Origin of the sequence: Nocardia sp. JCM 34519.1 (assembly GCF_020361265.1) — a bacterium.
GTDB lineage: Bacteria > Actinomycetota > Actinomycetes > Mycobacteriales > Mycobacteriaceae > Nocardia > Nocardia arthritidis_A.
This window is the reverse complement of record NZ_JAIRBR010000001.1, coordinates 481,224-499,275: the sequence shown is the minus strand read 5'-3', so window position 1 is coordinate 499,275 and position 18,052 is coordinate 481,224. Positions and strand designations below refer to the sequence as shown.

Below are 18,052 nucleotides of genomic sequence, written 5' to 3'. Positions count from 1 at the left end.
CCATGCCACGTGTCGCGATCGAATACTGCACCCAGTGCCGCTGGCTGCTGCGCGCCGGTTGGATGGCGCAGGAGCTGCTGAGCACCTTCGGCGCCGAACTCGGCGAGGTGGCGCTGATTCCGGGCTCCGGCGGTGTGTTCCGGATCACCGTCGACGGCGAACAGGTGTGGGAGCGCAAGGCCGACGGCGGCTTTCCGGATATCGCGGTGCTCAAGCAACGGGTGCGCGATCGGGTCGCGACGGAGCGTGATCTCGGACACGCCGACAGGCACGCCGACAAGGCCGTGCCCGGCGACTGAAGCAAATCGCTCGGCGCCGACCCGCGCGAGGGACGTACCCTCGAAGAACAGCTCATCGATGACTGCACCGACCAGTAGCAAACTGGTAGCCATCGACGATCTGTCGGTAGGAGGTTGCGGGATATGAGTGCGCAGATCGAATTCGATCCGACCTGGGAGACGCGCGAGATCGCGCCCGTCGCGCGAACGACATACGGACAGGTCCGCGGCTCATGGGATGGCCGCGTCGCGGTCTGGCGCAGCATCCCCTACGCCGCGCCGCCAGCGGGCCCGCATCGCTTCCGCAGGCCGCGCCCGCCGGACGCCTGGGACGGTGTCCGCGACTGCCTCGAATTCGGCGATATCGCGCCGCAGACCGTCGGCAATATGGTGCCGCTCGACTCCGGCCTGCGGATCGGCGAGGACTGCCTGTGGGTGAACGTCTGGTCGCCGGAGCCGACGGGCGACGGCGAGCCGCGTCCGGTGCTGGTGTGGTTGCACGGCGGCGCGTACTGCCTCGGCACCGCGGCACAGGGCATCTACGACGGGCGCAGGCTCGCCGAAGCCGGTGACGTCGTGGTGGTCGGGGTCAACTACCGGCTGGGCGCGCTCGGATTTCTCGACCTGTCTTCGCTCGGACCGGAATTCGTGCCGAACCTGGGCCTGCACGATCAGCTCGCGGCGCTGGAATGGGTGCGCGACAACATCTCCGCGTTCGGCGGCGATCCGGGCAATGTCACCATATTCGGTGAGTCCTCCGGAGCGGGTTGTGTCACAACGCTTTTGACTTCGCCGCGGGCCGCGGGCCTGTTCCACCGGGCGATCGCGCAGAGCCCGCCCGCCACCACCGTCTTCGGCCGGGAGCGGGCGGCCGTTGTGGCGCAACGCTTTCTGGAATTGCTCGAGCTGCCCGCCGAACGCACCGATGAGCTGCTCACCTGCCCGATCGAACGGATCACCGACGCCGCGGGCATCCTGCTCGACGAGGTGCCGCTGCGCGAACCGGGCAGGCTGGCCGCCGCGCCGGTGGTGGACGGCGATCTGGTGCCCGATTATCCGATCGACCGCTTCCAGCACGGCCGTTCGCATCGGGTGCCGTTGATCATCGGCACCAACCGGGACGAGGCCTCGCTGTTCCGGCTGTTCCGCTCGCCGATCATGCCGGTGACGCCGGACGCGGTGAACGCCATGCTGCGCGATATCGAGGCGAGCCACCCCGATCTGCCGCATGAGCGGATCGCCGAAATCACTTCCGCCTACCCGGATCTCGACAAGACCAGGGGTGCGCTGGCGATGTCGACCGACGCCGCGTTCCGGATGCCGTCGCACTGGGTCGCCGACGCGCACGCCCGCCACTCGCCGACCTGGATGTACCGCTTCGACCACGCGACGCCGATGCTGCGCGCGGCCCGGGTCGGCGCCGGACACGCCACCGAATTACCTTATGTCTTCGGCAATTTCGGCACCTTCAACCACGACCCGACCTTCTGGTTGGGCGGTCGCAAGGTGGCCATGGAGGTGTCCGGCCGAATGATGCGGCGCTGGTTGGCCTTCGCCACCCACGGTGTCCCCGCCGCACTCGACGGCTCGAAGCACTGGCCGCCGTACCGCCCGGCCACCCGCACCACCATGCTCATCGACACCGTCGACCGCGTCATCGACAACCCGGACCGCGATATGCACACGGCCTGGGGTGAACAGGCCGTCGGCTTCAGCTGAGCACTCCGTCGACGACGGTGTGCACATATGCCTCGTCGATATCGCGCTCGGCGAACAGCCTGCGGAAGATGAGCGGTCCGGCGAGTTGATCGATCGCGAGGTCGATATCGGCGTCCGGCGGTAGCTCGCCGCGCGTTCTCGCGGATTCCAGGATGGTTCGGAAACCGGCCGAACCGGCTTGGTAGAGCGCGGATTTGAGCTTGCCGAAGGCCGGATCGAACGGTGCCCGGTCGAGTATCGCGCGCATGCCGCGCTCACCGACCGGGTCATGCAGCAGGCGGCGCAGGCCGTCGAGTTCGCGGATCAGATCGGTGCGCAGTTCGCCCGTCGGCGTCGGCCGGATCTGGGCGATGCGCTGCATGATCGCGTCGTGGATCAGGGCCGCCACGTCGGGCCAATGCCGGTACAGCGTGGTGCGGCCGACCCCGCTGCGCGCGGCGACCGCGACGTGCGTGACGCCGGTCCAACCGTATTCGGCCAGCAGATCCTGGGCCGCGGTCAGCGCGGCCTGCCTGCTGCGCACCACCCGGGGGTCCGGGCCGCGGTCCGGCATGCCCGCGGCCAACCCGTCCTCGTCCACTGCCGCTCCGCTCGTTTGGTCCGGATCACTTATGGGACATCTTGCACCACAGAAAGTTGTGGTACAGACTGTTCCATATCTTCGGTACAAATTGTTCCATAAGTGAAGGGCAAACGATGTCGATCACAACGAAGTTCAGGAGAGTGGGCCGTGGACAGTGAGGTGATGGTCCCTGCCGACGTTCGGGTGGGCGCCGACCGCAAGTGGCTGGCGCTGGCGGTGATCGCGGCGGCTCAGTTGACCGTGGTGTTGGACGTATCGATCGTGAATGTCGCGCTGCCGACGATTCAGCGGGACCTCGGATTCTCCGCGACCGGTCTGGAGTGGGTGGTCAACGCGTACGCGCTCGCGTTCGGCGGACTGCTGCTGCTCGGCGGGCGCATGGCCGATGTCTACGGGCAGCGGCGCATGCTGGTCGCGGGGCTGGGCCTACTCGTGGCCGCCTCGATGGCGGGCGGGCTGGCGCCGGGGCCGGGTTGGCTGATCGGCGCGCGGGTGGCACAAGGGGTCGCTGGCGCGCTGATCGCGCCATCGGCGCTGGCCCTGATCGCCGCGACCTTCGTCGAAGGCGTCGAACGCAATCGGGCGATGGGGGTGTACGCCGCCGTTTCGGGGGCAGGCGGCGCGCTCGGCAATGTGCTCGGCGGGGTGATCACCGATGGATTGAGTTGGCGCTGGGTGCTTTTCGTCAACGTGCCGATCGGTCTCGGCGCACTTCTGTTCGCACCCAAGGCATTCCGGTCCTCGGCCGGATCGTCCGGCCGGATCGACCTCGCCGGTGCGCTGGCCGCGACCGCTGGCGTATCGCTGATCGTCTACGGATTCATGCACGCGGCATCGGATTCCTGGGGCAGCGCGGGCACCTACGGGCCGTTGCTCGGCGGGGCGGTCGCGCTGCTGGTGTTCCCGATGGTCGAAATGCGGCAGACCACACCGCTGATGCCGTTGCGCGTCTGGGCCGATCGCAACCGGGCCGGCGGGTATGTCGTCATGCTGGTGGTCGGTGCGGCGATCGGCGCGGTGTTCTACTTCCTCACCCTGTACATGCAGATCGCGCTCGGATTCAGTGCTGTCGAAACGGGTTTCGGATTTCTCGCCTTCGCGGCCGCGGCGGGTGTGACGGCCGGTCTCAGCGGCAGGTTGGTGGGCCGGACCGGTCCGCGATTGTTGCTCGGCATCGGCACCCTCGCGCTGGCGGCCGGGTTGTTCTGGTTGTCGTTCCTCGATGCGGGCTCCACCTATGCGCGTGATCTCGCGGGACCACTGCTGTTGACCGGCGGCGGCGTCGGCCTGTGCTTCGTTCCCCTGACATTGGCCGCGATGGTGCGCGTCGACGCCGATGCGGGCGGGGTCTCCTCGGCACTGCTCAACACCTGCCAGCAAGTGGGTGGCGCACTGGGGTTGGCCGTATTCGGGACGATCGCGGCGACCGCGAGCCACAACCGGCTCGACTCGCTCGCACATGGCTATGCCATCGCCTATCTCGTCGCCGCCATCGCGGCTGTCGTGGCGTGCGTGCTCGCCGTCGGCGCCATTCGCGAGGTCGCCGACGGCGGCGCGGCGACTCCCATCGGCTGAGAAACGATCGAGGCATTCGATATGAACCGTCCAGACATCACCATGATGATCCTGGTGCACAACGCTTTTCGGCGCGAGCTGAGGCGATTTCGCAGCGCCGCAGCGGATTCGGTGGACAACCCGGAGGCGTTCGCCGCCGTGCGCGACGGCTGGCGCACCTTCAACCGGTATCTCACCGTCCATCACACCGTCGAAGACGAAATCCTTTGGCCCGCACTACAGTCGAAGCTCTCCGAAGACTCAATCGGCACGGCGTTGCTCATCGAGATGGCCGCCGAGCACGCTCGACTCGATCCGCTGCTGTCGGCGATCGACGCGGATCTGGCCGACGGGCGCACCGCCGACCTGGCGGCGCGGTTCGACAATCTCGCCGAGGTCCTCGAAGACCATCTGACGCACGAGGAAACCGCCGCACTGCCGCTCGTGACGGCGACGCTCACGGTGGCGCAGTGGCGGACATTCGGTGACGAGCAGCGCCGCAGAATCGGAATACGCGGTGGCGCATGGTTTTTCCCATGGCTGCTCGACGGTGCGGAGCCGGCTGCGCGGGCCTGGGCGCTCGCACTGCTCCCACCGCCGCTTCGCCTGATCTACCGCTACCTGTGGCAGCCGCGCTACGCGCGCCGCTCACCATGGCGGTCGCGCCCCGACAGACTCGCCCCGATCGAACGGAAATCGATGTGAGCAGCGGCATTTCAACGCCTACCGCGGCACGGATTCGGCCGGTGGCCACGCTCTTCGCGCGAGGCGCGCTCGCCGCCGGATTCCTGTCCGCCGTCGCGGACCGATTCGGGCTGTGGGGACCGCCCGGCACCGCACACGTGGCGTGGGGCGCCTTCGACGCCTTCCGCGACTACACCCACCACCTGGCCCCCTACCTGCCGGATTCCCTTGTGGGCCCGGCCGCTTGGGTCGCGACCGTCGTCGAGGTCGTTCTCGGTGCGGCACTGCTACTCGGCATCGGGCCGCGCTGGACGGCCGCGGCGAGCGCGGCACTGCTGTTCGTCTTCGCCGTCTCGATGTTCGCCTACTCCGGCTTCGAAACACCGTTCAGCGCTTCGGTTTTCAGCGCCGCCGCGACAGCGCTGCTGCTGATGGGGGCACCGGGACAGGCCGACGTCCTGAGCCTGAACCGCGCCCTTCTCCGAAGGAAATACACCCGGTAACGCTCGCGGCGGACCGACTCGGCTCCTCGAATGAGGCGAACAGCCGAGTCGGTTCGCGCGTGAGTTAAACGTCGGTGGAGAACCGGATGCCGCCGTCGGGGATGTCGACGCCGGGCCAGATGCGGGCGCCGCGCAGCAGTTCGCAGCGGGCACCGATCTGCGCGCCGTCGCCGATGACCGCGTCACGCACCAGGGCGCGCGGACCGATCCTGGCGCCGAAGCCGATGATGGAGCGTTCCACCACCGCGCCCGCCTCGATCTGCGCGCCGTCGAAGACCACCGTGCTGTCCAATCGGGAACCGGCGCCGACCTCGGCACCGCGGCCGACGCAGGTGCCGCCGATGAGCAGTGCGCCCGGTGCGATACCCGCACCGGGATGCACCAGCGATTCCCCCCGCTGACCGTGCAGCGCAGGCGACGGCGCGATACCGCGCACCAGATCGGCCGAGCCGCGGACGAAATCCTCCGGCGTACCCATATCCCGCCAGTAGGCGGTGTCGACATGTCCCTGCACCCGCGCACCCTCGGTGAGCAGCGCCGGAAACACCTCGTGCTCCACCGAGACCGGGCGGCCCGCCGGAATCTTCTCGATGTATTCGCGGCGGAACACGTAGCAGCCGGCGTTGATCTGGTCGGTCGGCGGATCGGGGGTCTTCTCCAGGAAGGCCGTCACCCGGCCGTTCTCATCGGTCGGCACGCAGCCGTACGCGCGCGGATCGCTCACCCGCACCAGATGCAGCGTCACATCGGCGTTCGTCGACTCGTGCGTATCCAGCACCGCGCCCAGATCGGTACCGCCGAGCACGTCACCGTTGAACACCATCACGTTGTCGGCGCGCAGCCGCGGCAGCACGTTGCGGATGCCGCCACCGGTGCCGAGCGGTTTGGTCTCGGTGACGTACTCGAGCTCGAGGCCCAGGTCGGAGCCGTCGCCGAAATGTTCCTCGAAGATCTCCGCCTTGTACGAGGTGCCGAGCACCACATGGTTGATGCCGGCGTCGGCGATGCGGGCCAGCAGGTGGGTCAGGAACGGGACGCCGGCGGTCGGCAACATCGGTTTGGGTGCCGAGAGGGTCAGCGGCCGCAGCCGCGTCCCCTGTCCGCCGACCAGAACCACGGCGTCGGTGCCTGCATTTCCTGCCATCGAGTCCCCTGTCCAGGTGGGATTGTTTGCCTAAGCCGTTTTGCCCGCTTCGCGCGCCTGCCGGCGCAGCGCAGATCGAACCGCAATCCGCTCGCGCACCGCAAGTCCGAGGCGCAGGGCGAGGCGCAGCGGCGCCTGCCACCAGTGCGGATGCCTATCTGCCTGGAAACGGTACGCGCTGGCGTGATGCGCGGGCAGCATAGTTGCCGGATTGCGACCCGCCGCATGTCCCTTCGCGTGGGTGACCTCCGCGCCGGGCACGAAGACGTTGTGCCAGCCCGCCTTGCCCATGCGGTCGCCGAAGTCCACATCCTCCATGTACATGAAGTAGCGCGAGTCGAAGCCGTCGATGGCGTCGAAGGCGGCCCGGCGCACCAGCAGGCAGCAGCCGGACAACCAGCCGACGGTGCGTTCGGAGATCTGCTCGTTCTCCTGGCGGTAGCGGCGGGTCCACGGATTGCCCGGCCAGACGGTGCCGAGGATGGCGTGGCCCGCGCCGTCGAGCAGTCCGGGCACGGCCCGCGCCGACGGGTAGACGCTGCCGTCCGGCTCCAGCACCAGCGGGCCGAGCGCGCCGGCCCGCGGCCAGCGGCGCGCGGCGGCGAGCAGCTGATCGATGGAGTCGGTGCCCCAGCGGATATCCGGATTCGCGATGACGATGAACTCGACATCCGGATCGATCTCCGCGACCGCCCGGTTGATCGCGCCGCCGTAGCCGATATTGCCGCCGGTGCGCAGCAGCCGCACATGCGAATTGGCCTCGGCCACCATCTCCGGCACGCCGTCGACCGATCCGTTGTCGGCCAGGATCACCTGCGGCTTCTCCGTGGTGGCCGCGGCGAGGGTGCTGATGAAGTGCTCGAGGTGCTCGCCGGGCGAGTAGGTCACCGTGACGACGACAAGGCCACCTGGGGCCGCGGAATCGGGGTTCACGAGCGGCAAGCCTAATCGACGCCGGCGGGTTGGTCCGGGCCGAGCGCGTCGGCGAGGGCCGCCCGCCACGGCCGCAGCGGCGTCAGCCCGGCCGCGGCCCAGGACCGGTTCGACAGCACCGAATATGCCGGGCGCGGTGCGGGTCTCGGGAAGGCGGCCGAATCGCACGGCAGCACCCGGTCGGGGTCGGCGCCCGCCAATTCGAAGACGGCGCGGGCGAATTCGAACCAGCTGGCCTGTCCGGCATTGGTGGCGTGCAGGATTCGCGGCGCGTCGGGCCGGGCGGCGAGCTCCAGCAGGCCGGCGGCCAGGTCGACGGCGTAGGTGGGGCAGCCGAGCTGGTCGTCGACGACGGATACCGTGTCGCGTTCGCGCTCCAGCCGCAGCATGGTGGCGACGAAATCGGCGCCGGTTCCGGTGTACACCCATGCGGTGCGGACGATGGTCGAATTGCCGTCTATCGCCGAAATGGCTTGTTCGCCAGCGAGTTTCGATTTTCCATAGACGGTGGCGGGTCCGGTCGGATCCGTTGTCTCGTAGGGGGAGCTCCCGTTGCCGGGGAAGACGTAGTCGGTGGAGAGGTGGATCAGCCGCGCCCCCGTTTCGGCGCAGGCGGCGGCCAGCGTCGCCGGACCCGTCTCGTTACCCGCGTATGCCGCGGCCACCTCGGTCTCGGCCAGGTCCACCGCGGTGAACGCCGCGCAGTTGACGACGGTGTCGCCGGGTCGCAGCGCCGCGCGGACCGCGTCCGGATCGGTGATATCCAGTTCGGTGCGGGCGTAGCCGATTACGGCCGGTGCGCCGGGGTAGTCGGTGCCCGTGCGGGCGGCGGCGAGCCGGAGCAGCGCGCGGCCGACTTGTCCGCCCGCGCCGGTGACGACGAGGCGGGATGGTGCGATCTGGTCGGTCACGGCCGCAAGTCTGGCACGCCGGTGCACCTGCGGTTGAGGTCCGCCGCCCGGTCCGTTCGTTAGCCTGGTCTCCGGGGATTACCGGTCGTGGGGAGATCGGTTCGCGAATTCGTCGAGAGGGTGTCGAGAGGAATACAGGTGTCACCGCAGCGGCAGACTTGGGCACGGTCAACGGCATCCGGCGCGAACGGCGGCGCTGCCACGTTCGGAACCGGGCAGGCCATCCTCGCCGCCGCCGCGGTACTGATCTTGGTCATCACCGGAATGGCCTGGCACAGCGTCGACGCGCTGATCTCGAATATCGAGCGGATCGGCGATCTCGGGCTCGGCGGCGGCCGCGACGGCGCGACCGACATCCTGCTGGTCGGCGTGGACAGCCGCACCGACGCGCACGGCAATCCGCTCACCGACGCCGAGCGCGCCATGCTGCACGCTGGCGACGAGGTCGGCACCAATACCGACACCATCGTGCTGATCCGGGTGCCCAACGACGGCCGGTCGGCCACCGCCATCTCGATACCGCGCGACTCCTACGTCGATATACCCGGTCTGGGCATGGGCAAGATCAATTCGGCGTACGGCGCGACCAAGGAGACCCAGCGGCTGAAGCTGATCAAGGAGGGCGTCGCCGAGGACGAGGCCGAGAAGCGGGCCACCCTTGCGGGCCGCCAGGCGCTGATCAAGACGGTCGGCAACTTGACCGGCATCACCGTCGACCACTACGCCGAGGTCAGCCTGCTCGGCTTCGTCCTGCTCACCGACGCGGTCGGCGGCGTCGACGTCTGCCTGAACAACCCGGTCGACGAATGGATGTCCGGCGCCAACTTCCCCGCGGGCCGCCAGCGCCTCAACGGTCCGCAGGCGCTGAGCTTCGTTCGGCAGCGCCACGAACTGCCCCGCGGCGACCTCGACCGGATCGTGCGCCAGCAGGTGTACATGGCACAGCTGGTGCATCAGATACTCAGCGCGAAGACGCTCAGCAATCCCGGCCGACTAAAGCAGCTCAGCGACGGCGTCGGCCGCACCGTCGTACTCGACGAGGACTGGGATGTGCTGGCCTTCCTGCAACAGCTCAAGGATCTGGCCGGCGGCAAGGTGCGGTTCGAGACCGTCCCGGTGACCGATCTGAACGGTGAGACCGCGGCGGGCGAATCGGTGGTGCGGGTGGATCCGAAGGCGGTCAAGAAGTATGTCGCCGCGGTGGTGGACGCACCGCCCGAGGCTCCGGTGGGGGTGGATCCGGCCACCGTCACCGTCGACGTGTACAACGCGGGCCCCGTCGGCGGGCTGGCCGGACAGGTGTCACAGTCGTTGGCGGCCAAGGGTTTCCGCACCGGCGATGTCGGGAACTATACCGGGGGAACGGTACCGGGCAGCCGGGTGCTCGCTGCCGACAGCACCAGCCCCAAGGCCAAGGCGGTGGCCAAGGCGCTCGGCGGATTGACCGTGGTGACGGATACCACCCAGTCCGCGGATTCGGTGAGCGTGGTGTTGGCGGGCGATTATTCTGGTCCGGGCTCGGCGGCGAGCAGCATGTTCGATACGTCGGCAACGGCGTCGAACGGCGCGACGCCCGTCGCACCCGCCCCACCGATCGACGCAGGCCAGAACGGACCGAAATGTGTGAACTGAACTATGCGTGATCACGATTCGACGCACACCCTCACCGAGGCGGTGCTCGACCCGATTCTCGCGCGCGACCCCGCGGGCCCGCGCGTCACCTATTACGACGATGCCACCGGCGCCCGCATCGAACTGTCCGGGCTCACCCTGGCCAACTGGGCGGCCAAGACCGCCAACCTGATTCGCGACGAATTCGGGTTGAGCGCGGGCGCGCGGGTCGCGGTGCTGCTGCCCGCGCACTGGCAGACCGCCGCCGTACTGCTCGGCTGCTGGTGGGCGGGCACCGAGGTGGTGCTGCGGCCCGACCCGGACGCCGAGCTGGCACTGGTGACGGCCGACCGGCTCGCCGAGACCGACGGTATCGCCGAGGTCGCCGCGCTCTCGCTGGACGCGCTCGGCGCACCGGTCCGGGATCTGCCGGTCGGCATCACCGATTTCGCCACCTCGGTGCGCGTGCACGGTGACCAGTTCCTGCCCGCGGGCGCCGGGGTCGCGCTGGACGGGCACCCGGTCGCCGACGTGCTCGCCATGGCCCGCAAATCCGCGGCGCGGCAAGGGTTTTCCGAAGGCGACCGGGTGCTGTCGAGCGCGCCCTGGGAGACCGCCGACGAGCTCATCGACGGATTCGTCGCGGTGCTGGCGGCCGGGGCCTCGCTGGTGCAGGTGGTGAATCCGGATCCGGCGTTGCGGGACAGGCGAATCGAAAGCGAGCGCGTCACAGCGCAGCTCTGAGCCGGGTCCGACCACGGTATAGGTGCGTCTCCGCCTCTGGGACGTTCCACAATTTCATCCGGTTCCGTACGGTGGATTTCATCCGCACAACGATGGAGTTGGTGAAATATGAAGCCGCAGTACTTGTTCCGCTGGTTGTCGGTGCAGGGCACGCCCCGGTTGGTGCTGCGCGGCGCGGCCCGGCGCGGTCAGCCCTTCGCTCAGCTGATGGGCGGGCCGCGCGGGATTTCGGATCCGTATCCGCTGGTCGAGGAGCTGCGGGCGCAGGGAAGGCTGCAGCGCACCCCGATCTCCTGGGTCACCTGTGATTATGAGCTGGTGCGAACCATCCTGCGGGACAACCGTTTCGGTGTGCGCACCGTCGAAAGTTTCAATACGCCGGAGATATTGAAGAAATTCGGCGCCCTGTTCCCGTTGCCACCGAGTCCGGTCGAGCCGCCCGCGATGCTGGTGATCAATCCGCCCGACCACACCAGGATGCGCAAACCGGTCGCGTCGGCCTTCACCCCGCGCGCCATCGGCAGGCTGCGCGAGCGGGTCGAATCGGTCACCGAGGAACTGTTGGACGCGCTGCCGTCCGGCGGTTCGGCCGACCTGGTCGCCGCGTTCTCCGCGCGGGTGCCGATCGCGATCATCTCCGAAATGCTCGGCCTGCCCGACGAAGACCAGGAGATGTTCCTGGACTGGGGCGACCGGGGGTCCCCGCTGCTCGACGTCGGCATCTCGTGGCAGGCGTATCGCCGCGCGCAGGAGGCGATGGAGCAGATGAACGACTACCTCGACGCGCATATCGCACGGTTGCGCCGCACACCGGGCGAGGACATCTTCAGCACCATGGTCACCGGCGGTGAACTCGACGATTTCGCGCTGAAGGCCAATGCCAGCCTCATCATCGGCGCCGGCTTCGAGACCACGGTCAACCTGATCGGCAACGGCGTCATCCAATTGCTCGCGCACCCGGATCAATTGGCCCGGCTGCGCGCCGAACCGGACCTGTGGCCCAACGCCGTCGAGGAGATCTTGCGCATCGATCCGCCGGTGCAGACCACCGCGCGCACCGCGCTCACCGATGCCGAGGTCGACGGCGTGCCGATCCGCGCGGGCCAAACGATCGTGCTCTCGCTGGCGGGTGCGAACCGCGACCCCGCCGTCTTCGCCGATCCGGCGCGCTTCGACATCACCCGCTCGAATGCCAAGGAGCACTTGACCTTCAGCAGCGGCGTGCACGTCTGCCTCGGCGCCAGCCTGGCCAGGATGGAGGGTGCGTACGCCCTGCGCGCCCTCTTCGAGCGCTTTCCGGATCTGCGCCTCGACGGGCAGCCGCGGCGCCGTCAGCTGTTCACCCTGCACGGCTACGAGCGCATGCCGGTGCACCTCGGCCGGGCCGCCGCCCGCACCAGCGAGACCGCGGGCGTCTGAAAAGCGAAGGGGCCCACGCTGATAGCGCGAGCCCCTTCGTCCTGATCGGATCGTCCCAGTCTTACCGAATCAGGTGGGAAACAGGTCTATGCCGTGACGAGGTCCTTCTCCTCCGGACCCGCGCTGGGCGCGTCGCCGTGATCGTCGACCATGGTGCTCTCGTCGAACGGCAGTCTGCGGTCGAGCACCTCGCGCACCCGGTCCACGTCCACCGTCTTGGTCCAGGTGCCGATGAGCACGGTGGCGACCGAATTGCCCGCGAAGTTGGTGAGCGCGCGGGCCTCGGACATGAAGCGGTCGATGCCGACGATCACGCCGACGCCGTCCAGCAGATCCGGCCGGTGGCTCTGCAAACCGCCCGCCAGCGTGGCCAGTCCGGCGCCGGTGACGCCCGCCGCACCCTTCGACGCGACGATCATGAACACCAGCAGGCCGATCTGCTCGCCGAGGTTCAGCGGTTTGCCCATCGCCTCGGCGATGAACAGCGAGGCCATGGTCAGGTAGATGGCGGTACCGTCCAGATTGAACGAATATCCGGTCGGCACAACGACACCCACCGTCGTGCGGTCCACGCCGAGGTGTTCCATCTTCGCGATCAGCCGCGGCAGCGCCGACTCAGACGACGAGGTCGCGACGATCAGCAGGAATTCCCGGGCCAGATAGCGCACCAGCTTCAGGATCGATACCCGCGAGACGGCCCACAGCAGCGCGCCGAGCACACCGAAGATGAAGATCAGGCAGGTGAGGTAGAAGGAGACCATCAGCGTCGCCAGCTTCAGCACCGCGTCGAGGCCGGTCTTGGCCACCACATTGGCGATCGCGCCGAATGCGCCGATCGGCGCCAGCCACAGGATCATCACCAGGATCCGGAACACCAGCTTCTGAATGCTGGCCACCCCGCGCAGGATCGGCTCACCGGTCGCGCCCATCGCCTGCACCGCGAAACCGACCAGCAGCGCGACGAACAGCGCCTGCAGCACATTGCCCGCGGTGAGCGAGGACAGCAGCGTGGTCGGCACGATATTCGTGATGAAATCCCAGGTGCCGCCCGCGGCGTGCGCGGTCTTCGCGTATTCCGCACCGGCCTTCGCGGTCTTGGCGATATTCATGCCGGTACCCGGATGGATCAGGTTGCCGACCACCAGGCCGATGCCGAGCGCGACGGTCGACATGATCAGGAAGTAGCCGATGGCCAGGCCGCCGACCTTGCCGACGGTCGCGGCCTTGCGGATCGAACCGATGCCCAGCACGATCGTGCAGAAGATGACCGGCGCGATCATCATCTTGATCAGGTTGACGAAGATGGTGCCGAGCGGCGCCACCGCCTCGCCGGCTTTGGGCGCCAACCACCCGACGAAAATGCCCGCGATCACCGCGACGATGACGGCCAGGTACAGCCAGTGGGTGCGGTCGCGCCGCTTGGGTTGCGTTGTGTCCATGACGGGTGGGTTTTCCTTCACGTGGTACCGAATCGGGCGGAGTACGCCTGACCATGGAGAATGGTTGCCGCGATCGTGACGGTGGTCACGGTTTCGTGCATTACGTTCAGTGGAAAGGCAGAAGGCGGTACATGAGACCTGGGCGGTTGTCGCTCGCCGGACAGACGTTCGTGCTGCAGTTGATCGTGCTCGCGTTGGTGATCGGCGCGGGCGCCGGACTCGCCGTACTGGAGGAGCGATCGAGCCGCGACGATGCGACCCGGCAGCAGGTTATCGCGGTCGCGGTGAGCGTCGCACAGGCGCCGTCGACGGTGGCCGCGGTGCAGTCGCCGGATCCCACCGCGCAGCTGCAACCGGTGACCGAGCGGATCCGCAAGCTGACCGGGATGGATTTCATCGTGGTGATGGCGCCCGACCGGACCCGGTACACGCACACCGTTCCGGAGCGGATCGGCCACGCGTTCACCGGGAATATCGACCGGGCGCTGAAGGGTGAGACGTTCACCGAGATATTCCCGGGCACGCTCGGTCCATCGATCCGCGCGGTAACGCCCGTATATGCGGGCGACCGGATCATCGCACTGGTGTCGGCCGGGGTGACCAGGGCCAAGATCGGCGATCAGGTCGGCGCTCAGCTGCCGCTGATCCTCGGGGTCACCGCGATCGGGCTCATCGTCGCCACCATCGGATCGCTGCTGTTGAGCAGGCGGCTGCGCAGGTTGACGCACGGGTTGGCGCCCGATGAGCTGCGCACCATGTACGAACACCATGACGCCGTACTGCATTCGATCCGGGAGGGCCTGCTGGTGTTCGGCGCCGCGGGCGACCGAGCGGATGTGGTGAACGACGAGGCCAGGCGGCTGCTGGACCTGCCGCCCGGCGAGATCCGCCGCGACGATCTGCCGGTCTCGTTCCAGCGGCTCGGTCCCGGACTGGTTCGCGACGAAATGCATGTCACCGATTCGCGCATCCTGCTGGTCAACCAGGATCCGGTGACTTGGGAGGGCCGCCCGCTCGGCACCGTGCTCACCATTCGCGACCACACCGAATTGCGTGGCGTCCTCGGCGAACTCGATTCGGTGCGCAGCTTCGCCGAATCGCTGCGGGCGCAGGCGCACGAATCGGCGAACCGGCTGCACACCGTCGTCACCATGGTGGAGCTCGGGCGTTATCGGGAGGCGGTGGAGTTCGCGACCGCGGAACTGCAACTGTCCCAGGCGCTCATCGATCGACTATTGGCGGCGGTCGGCGATCCGGCGCTGGCCGCACTGCTGCTCGGCAAGGTGAACCAGGCCGCCGAGCGGGGTATCGAACTGACCGTCACCCAGGACACCGCGCTGGATTCCACCGCGCCGCTGACGGCGCACGAGGCGGTGACGCTGGTGGGCAACCTCATCGATAACGCACTGGACGCGGCGACGGACAATGCCGCCGGGTGGGTCGAAGTGACCGTACGGCATGATGATTCGGTGCTTTACGTGCGGGTTGCCGACAGTGGCCCCGGAATGTCCCCGGAAACCTTCGCCCGCGCGGCCGAGCGCGGCTATTCGACCAAGGCCGATCATCAGGGGTTGGGCCTCGCGCTGGTGCACCGGGTGGTCTCTCGTTACGGCGGCGTCATCGAAACCGAGGTGCGGCCGGAAAGCGCCGTGACGGCGCGGATTCCGCGGGGTGACCGATGATCCGTGTCCTGATCGTCGAGGACGAACCGCTGATCGCCGAGGCGCACCGCGCGTATGTCGAGCGGATACCCGGGTTCGTTCCGGTCGCCATCGCACATACCGGCCGGGAGGCGATGCGCGCCACCGCCGACGCGGCCGCGGAGGGCGCGCCGATCGATCTGGTGCTGATGGATATCGGCCTGCCCGACGCGAGCGGCCTGGATGTCGCCGCCGCCATGACCGGGTTGGCTCCGCGCCCGGATGTCATCGCCATCACCTCGGCCCGCGATCTGGCGCTGGTGCGCACCGCGGTGTCCTACGGGGTGGTGCTGTATCTGTTGAAGCCGTTCACCTTCGCGGCATTTCGCGACAAGCTGGAGCGCTATCGCGATTTCCGGGCCGCGCTGCCCGCGGGCGAGGCGGCCGTCTCACAGCAGGACATCGATCGCGCCCTCGGCGCGCTGCGCACACCCGACCAGCGTGCCACCGCCCCGAAAGGTGTTGCGCCGCAAACGCTCGACGAGATCTCGCGGGCGGTGCGCGGCGCACCGGACGGTATCACCGCCGCCGATACCGCGACCACCGTCGGCGTCTCCCGCATCACCGCGTGGCGCTATCTGGAGAAGCTGGCCGAGGACGGCCTGGTGACCCGCCGCTCCGACTACGGGCGGGCGGGCCGTCCGAAGACCCGGTATGTCTGGCGGCCATCCGAGCGGTGAAAGTGGCCTTCCGGAATACCGTGGAATTGGCTATTCGGCAATGCCACTTTCTTCGCTAGCGTTGCCTGGTGAGTGAGTGGAGTGAGCATATAGAACTGGTCGGTACGCACGTTCGGTTGACGCCGCTGGGTCAGGAGCATGCGAAGGGGTTGTTGGCGGCCGGGCGCGATCCCGGAATCTGGACCTGGTTGAGCAGGAGCGCGCCGGTCGACCTGGCCGATGCGGAACAGATGGTGGCCGAGACCCTCGCCGATCCGGAGCGGCGGGCGTTCGCGCAGATCGATCTGGTTTCCGGGCAGATCGCCGGGACCACCTCGTATTACGAGATCTCCGAACGGCATCGGTCGATCTCGATCGGATACACCTGGCTCGGCGCGGCATGGCAGCGGACCGCGCTGAACACCGAGGCGAAGCTCCTGCTGCTCCGGCACGCCTTCGAAACCCTTGGCGCACAACGCGTCTCCTGGCACACCGATATCCGCAACCTGCGTTCGCAACGCGCCATCGAACGATTGGGCGCGCTGCGCGAGGGCGTCATGCGCGCACACCGCATCCGCCCCGACGGCACCTCCCGCGACACGGTCCTCTACTCGATGCTCGCCCCAGAATGGCCCGCCGCCCGCGACCGCTTGACCCAGCGGCTCAACGCATTTCGTCCCGAGGCGGCATAGCGATCAGGCGGCCCACTTCTCGGGGTGCAGATGGTGCTGGACGATGGCGTTGGCATGGCCGTGGCCGAATCCGTGGGTGTTCTTCAGCCATTCGACGAGTTCCTTGTGCGCGGTCAGGCCGGACTCGCGGATCAGGGACTTCCACTCCTCGATCGTCTTGCCGTACTTGGCCTCGATCGCCGGGAAGTAGGATGCGGGGCCCTTCGGCTGGTTCGCCATCGAAATCTCCTTGCTCGTGGTGTGTTCGGTGGTAGTGACGCAGTGGCAGCCGCAAATTAGCCGACGCCGCTGTGTGTTTCGCGGCACACCCGCATGAGACGGGTTCAGGCGGCGCGGCGCTCGCGCACCAGGAGTGCGCCCGTCAATGCCACCAGCGCCGCGGTGAGGCCGTGGATGCCGAAGGCGGCGGCGGTGGAGCCGTGCCGGGCGAGGACCGTCAGCATGTCGCCGACCGGGATGAGGGCGACGGCGAGCAGCGTGATCCCTAGGGCGAAGCGCTGCTTGGCGACCAGCAGGGCGATGACCACGATTCCGATCACGGTATCGCGCACGCCCTTGACGTTCAGGAAGCCGTCGGCGGCGCCGGTCGGCCAGGCGGGGAGGCCGAATCCGCTGGCCGTGGATTCCGGGGCGACCAGGTAGCTGATGCCGATGTAGAGGATGAAGGCCGCGCCGACGATGGCGAGCCCGGTGGCGATGCGGGAGGTGGTCATTGAGAGTCCTTGCCGGTCGATCCTGAACGTAGCAGCGCTAGGCTTGCGAGCAACGATAAACAAGCGATGGTAGGTTGTCTAGCGTTGCTAGAATGATTTCGTGAGCACACAAACCCGCAAGGAACGCGAACGCGCCGAACGCCACCAGCGCATCATCGACGCCGCACGGGAGCTGGCCGAGGCGGACGGCTGGGAGGCGGTGACGGTGCGAAAGCTGGCCGAGCGCATCGAATACAGCCAACCGGTGCTCTACAGCCATTTCGCCGGAAAGTCCGCGATCGTCGCCGCCGTCGCCGTACAGGGTTGCGTCGACCTCACCCAGGAACTGCGAAAAGCCAAGGCGGGCACCGAAACTCATGCGGCGACGCTCACCGCCATGGCCCGCGGCTACCTCGATTTCGCCGCCGCGAACCCGGCGCTGTACGACGCGATGTTCGTGCTCAACGTCGACCTCGTCTTCGGACTCGACGCGCCGCAGCCGCTGCGCGACGCCTTCGCCGAGATCGAGAATCCGTTCCGCCCGTACATCACCGACCCCGACGAACTCGGTGCGCGCGCCGAAACCGCGTGGAGCACTCTGCACGGCCTGGCCACCCTCGAACGCAGCGGCAGGCTCCGCCCGGAACTGCGCGATCGGCGGCTAGAGATCGTCGTCGGTGAGTGGTTGGCGGCACTGCCCCAGCCGCGCTGATCCAATCGCGCTGGCCCGATCGCGCTGGGACTGTGTGCGAGAGCTCAATCGGAGGTGCGGAACGCCCAGGTGACC

Annotated in this window: 19 protein-coding genes; 12 read left to right on the top strand and 7 right to left on the bottom strand. The window is 68.1% G+C overall.

Going from position 1 to position 18,052, the window contains the following annotated elements:
* Window positions 1-2 precede the first annotated feature (2 nt).
* Both LGY53_RS02405 and LGY53_RS02400 read left to right on the top strand, forming a co-directional pair.
* A complete protein-coding gene (locus LGY53_RS02405) occupies window positions 3-299 on the top strand; it encodes a SelT/SelW/SelH family protein (RefSeq protein WP_225724973.1) in 297 nt (98 codons plus the stop codon).
* 123 nt (window positions 300-422) lie between these two features.
* Complete coding sequence (locus tag LGY53_RS02400; protein ID WP_225724972.1) at window positions 423-1,997, top strand: carboxylesterase/lipase family protein; 1,575 nt, start codon at window positions 423-425, stop codon at window positions 1,995-1,997.
* Here LGY53_RS02400 and LGY53_RS02395 read toward each other — a convergent pair.
* Complete coding sequence (locus LGY53_RS02395) at window positions 1,990-2,577, bottom strand: TetR/AcrR family transcriptional regulator (RefSeq protein ID WP_225724971.1); 588 nt, start codon at window positions 2,575-2,577, stop codon at window positions 1,990-1,992. The genes LGY53_RS02400 and LGY53_RS02395 overlap by 8 nt on opposite strands.
* 150 nt (window positions 2,578-2,727) lie before the next feature.
* Here LGY53_RS02395 and LGY53_RS02390 point away from each other — a divergent pair, with 150 nt between their 5' ends.
* From LGY53_RS02390 to LGY53_RS02380, 3 genes are read left to right on the top strand one after another with little or no spacing between them, the layout of a single operon-like run.
* A complete protein-coding gene (locus LGY53_RS02390) occupies window positions 2,728-4,155 on the top strand; it encodes an MFS transporter (protein ID WP_225724970.1) in 1,428 nt (475 codons plus the stop codon).
* 21 nt (window positions 4,156-4,176) lie between these two features.
* Window positions 4,177-4,839 carry a hemerythrin domain-containing protein gene (locus LGY53_RS02385; RefSeq protein WP_225724969.1) on the top strand — a complete coding sequence of 221 codons (663 nt, stop codon included), beginning with the start codon at window positions 4,177-4,179 and terminating at the stop codon, window positions 4,837-4,839.
* Window positions 4,840-4,880: 41 nt separating this feature from the next.
* Complete coding sequence (locus tag LGY53_RS02380) at window positions 4,881-5,321, top strand: MauE/DoxX family redox-associated membrane protein (protein ID WP_225724968.1); 441 nt, start codon at window positions 4,881-4,883, stop codon at window positions 5,319-5,321.
* A 64-nt stretch (window positions 5,322-5,385) separates the two neighbouring features.
* Here LGY53_RS02380 and LGY53_RS02375 read toward each other — a convergent pair whose 3' ends face one another.
* The 3 genes from LGY53_RS02375 to rfbD are packed head-to-tail and all read right to left on the bottom strand — an operon-like array spanning window position 5,386 to window position 8,309.
* Window positions 5,386-6,465, bottom strand: a complete 1,080-nt coding sequence (locus tag LGY53_RS02375; RefSeq protein WP_225724967.1) for a sugar phosphate nucleotidyltransferase — start codon at window positions 6,463-6,465, stop codon at window positions 5,386-5,388.
* Window positions 6,466-6,495: 30 nt separating this feature from the next.
* Entirely contained in the window at window positions 6,496-7,398 is a 903-nt protein-coding gene (locus tag LGY53_RS02370) for a glycosyltransferase family 2 protein (protein ID WP_167477541.1), read from the bottom strand.
* A gap of 11 nt (window positions 7,399-7,409) precedes the next feature.
* Window positions 7,410-8,309 (bottom strand): dTDP-4-dehydrorhamnose reductase, encoded by a 900-nt coding sequence (gene rfbD, locus LGY53_RS02365; RefSeq protein ID WP_225724966.1) that lies wholly within the window; start codon window positions 8,307-8,309, stop codon window positions 7,410-7,412.
* Between the two features lie 264 nt (window positions 8,310-8,573).
* Between rfbD and LGY53_RS02360 the strand changes: the two genes are divergently transcribed.
* The 3 genes from LGY53_RS02360 (at window position 8,574) to LGY53_RS02350 (ending at window position 12,083) form a co-directional block, all read left to right on the top strand.
* On the top strand, window positions 8,574-9,941 hold the full coding sequence (locus LGY53_RS02360) for an LCP family protein (protein WP_225725663.1): 1,368 nt from the start codon (window positions 8,574-8,576) through the stop codon (window positions 9,939-9,941).
* Between the two features lie 3 nt (window positions 9,942-9,944).
* Window positions 9,945-10,664, top strand: a complete 720-nt coding sequence (locus LGY53_RS02355) for a TIGR03089 family protein (protein WP_225724965.1) — start codon at window positions 9,945-9,947, stop codon at window positions 10,662-10,664.
* A gap of 108 nt (window positions 10,665-10,772) precedes the next feature.
* On the top strand, window positions 10,773-12,083 hold the full coding sequence (locus LGY53_RS02350) for a cytochrome P450 (protein WP_225724964.1): 1,311 nt from the start codon (window positions 10,773-10,775) through the stop codon (window positions 12,081-12,083).
* Between the two features lie 86 nt (window positions 12,084-12,169).
* Here the strand turns inward: LGY53_RS02350 and LGY53_RS02345 are convergent, their stop codons facing one another.
* Window positions 12,170-13,522 (bottom strand): cation:dicarboxylate symporter family transporter, encoded by a 1,353-nt coding sequence (locus tag LGY53_RS02345; protein ID WP_225724963.1) that lies wholly within the window; start codon window positions 13,520-13,522, stop codon window positions 12,170-12,172.
* A 131-nt stretch (window positions 13,523-13,653) separates the two neighbouring features.
* Between LGY53_RS02345 and LGY53_RS02340 the strand changes: the two genes are divergently transcribed.
* The 3 genes from LGY53_RS02340 to LGY53_RS02330 all read left to right on the top strand — a co-directional run bounded on the left by LGY53_RS02340 (window position 13,654) and on the right by LGY53_RS02330 (window position 16,573).
* The gene (locus LGY53_RS02340) at window positions 13,654-15,204 is read left to right on the top strand and encodes a sensor histidine kinase (RefSeq protein ID WP_225724962.1); all 1,551 of its coding nucleotides are present in this window, start codon (window positions 13,654-13,656) and stop codon (window positions 15,202-15,204) included.
* A complete protein-coding gene (locus tag LGY53_RS02335) occupies window positions 15,201-15,902 on the top strand; it encodes a response regulator (protein WP_225724961.1) in 702 nt (233 codons plus the stop codon). Before LGY53_RS02340 ends, LGY53_RS02335 begins: the two co-directional genes overlap by 4 nt.
* 68 nt (window positions 15,903-15,970) lie before the next feature.
* Complete coding sequence (locus tag LGY53_RS02330) at window positions 15,971-16,573, top strand: GNAT family N-acetyltransferase (protein ID WP_225724960.1); 603 nt, start codon at window positions 15,971-15,973, stop codon at window positions 16,571-16,573.
* A gap of 3 nt (window positions 16,574-16,576) precedes the next feature.
* On the opposite strand, the gene LGY53_RS02325 is transcribed toward LGY53_RS02330, so the two are convergent.
* Together LGY53_RS02325 and LGY53_RS02320 are read right to left on the bottom strand one after the other, a co-directional pair.
* Window positions 16,577-16,792: a DUF4287 domain-containing protein gene (locus LGY53_RS02325; RefSeq protein WP_225724959.1), complete on the bottom strand. Its 216-nt coding sequence runs from the start codon at window positions 16,790-16,792 to the stop codon at window positions 16,577-16,579.
* Between the two features lie 104 nt (window positions 16,793-16,896).
* Window positions 16,897-17,286: a DUF4267 domain-containing protein gene (locus tag LGY53_RS02320; protein WP_225724958.1), complete on the bottom strand. Its 390-nt coding sequence runs from the start codon at window positions 17,284-17,286 to the stop codon at window positions 16,897-16,899.
* Between the two features lie 100 nt (window positions 17,287-17,386).
* Between LGY53_RS02320 and LGY53_RS44025 the strand changes: the two genes are divergently transcribed.
* The gene (locus LGY53_RS44025) at window positions 17,387-17,977 is read left to right on the top strand and encodes a TetR/AcrR family transcriptional regulator (protein WP_225724957.1); all 591 of its coding nucleotides are present in this window, start codon (window positions 17,387-17,389) and stop codon (window positions 17,975-17,977) included.
* Window positions 17,978-18,052: the final 75 nt, after the last annotated feature.

Bases quoted from the DNA above. Each gene is read 5' to 3' on its own strand.
- LGY53_RS02405 (WP_225724973.1), top strand. From the start codon at position 3: ATGCCACGTGTCGCGATCGAATACTGCACCCAGTGCCGCTGGCTGCTG.
- LGY53_RS02400 (WP_225724972.1), top strand. From the start codon at position 423: ATGAGTGCGCAGATCGAATTCGATCCGACCTGGGAGACGCGCGAGATC.
- LGY53_RS02385 (WP_225724969.1), top strand. From the start codon at position 4,177: ATGAACCGTCCAGACATCACCATGATGATCCTGGTGCACAACGCTTTT.
- LGY53_RS02375 (WP_225724967.1), bottom strand. From the start codon at position 6,465: ATGGCAGGAAATGCAGGCACCGACGCCGTGGTTCTGGTCGGCGGACAG.
- LGY53_RS02360 (WP_225725663.1), top strand. From the start codon at position 8,574: ATGGCCTGGCACAGCGTCGACGCGCTGATCTCGAATATCGAGCGGATC.
- LGY53_RS02355 (WP_225724965.1), top strand. From the start codon at position 9,945: ATGCGTGATCACGATTCGACGCACACCCTCACCGAGGCGGTGCTCGAC.
- LGY53_RS02350 (WP_225724964.1), top strand. From the start codon at position 10,773: ATGAAGCCGCAGTACTTGTTCCGCTGGTTGTCGGTGCAGGGCACGCCC.
- LGY53_RS02345 (WP_225724963.1), bottom strand. From the start codon at position 13,522: ATGGACACAACGCAACCCAAGCGGCGCGACCGCACCCACTGGCTGTAC.
- LGY53_RS02340 (WP_225724962.1), top strand. From the start codon at position 13,654: ATGAGACCTGGGCGGTTGTCGCTCGCCGGACAGACGTTCGTGCTGCAG.
- LGY53_RS02335 (WP_225724961.1), top strand. From the start codon at position 15,201: ATGATCCGTGTCCTGATCGTCGAGGACGAACCGCTGATCGCCGAGGCG.
- LGY53_RS02325 (WP_225724959.1), bottom strand. From the start codon at position 16,792: ATGGCGAACCAGCCGAAGGGCCCCGCATCCTACTTCCCGGCGATCGAG.
- LGY53_RS02320 (WP_225724958.1), bottom strand. From the start codon at position 17,286: ATGACCACCTCCCGCATCGCCACCGGGCTCGCCATCGTCGGCGCGGCC.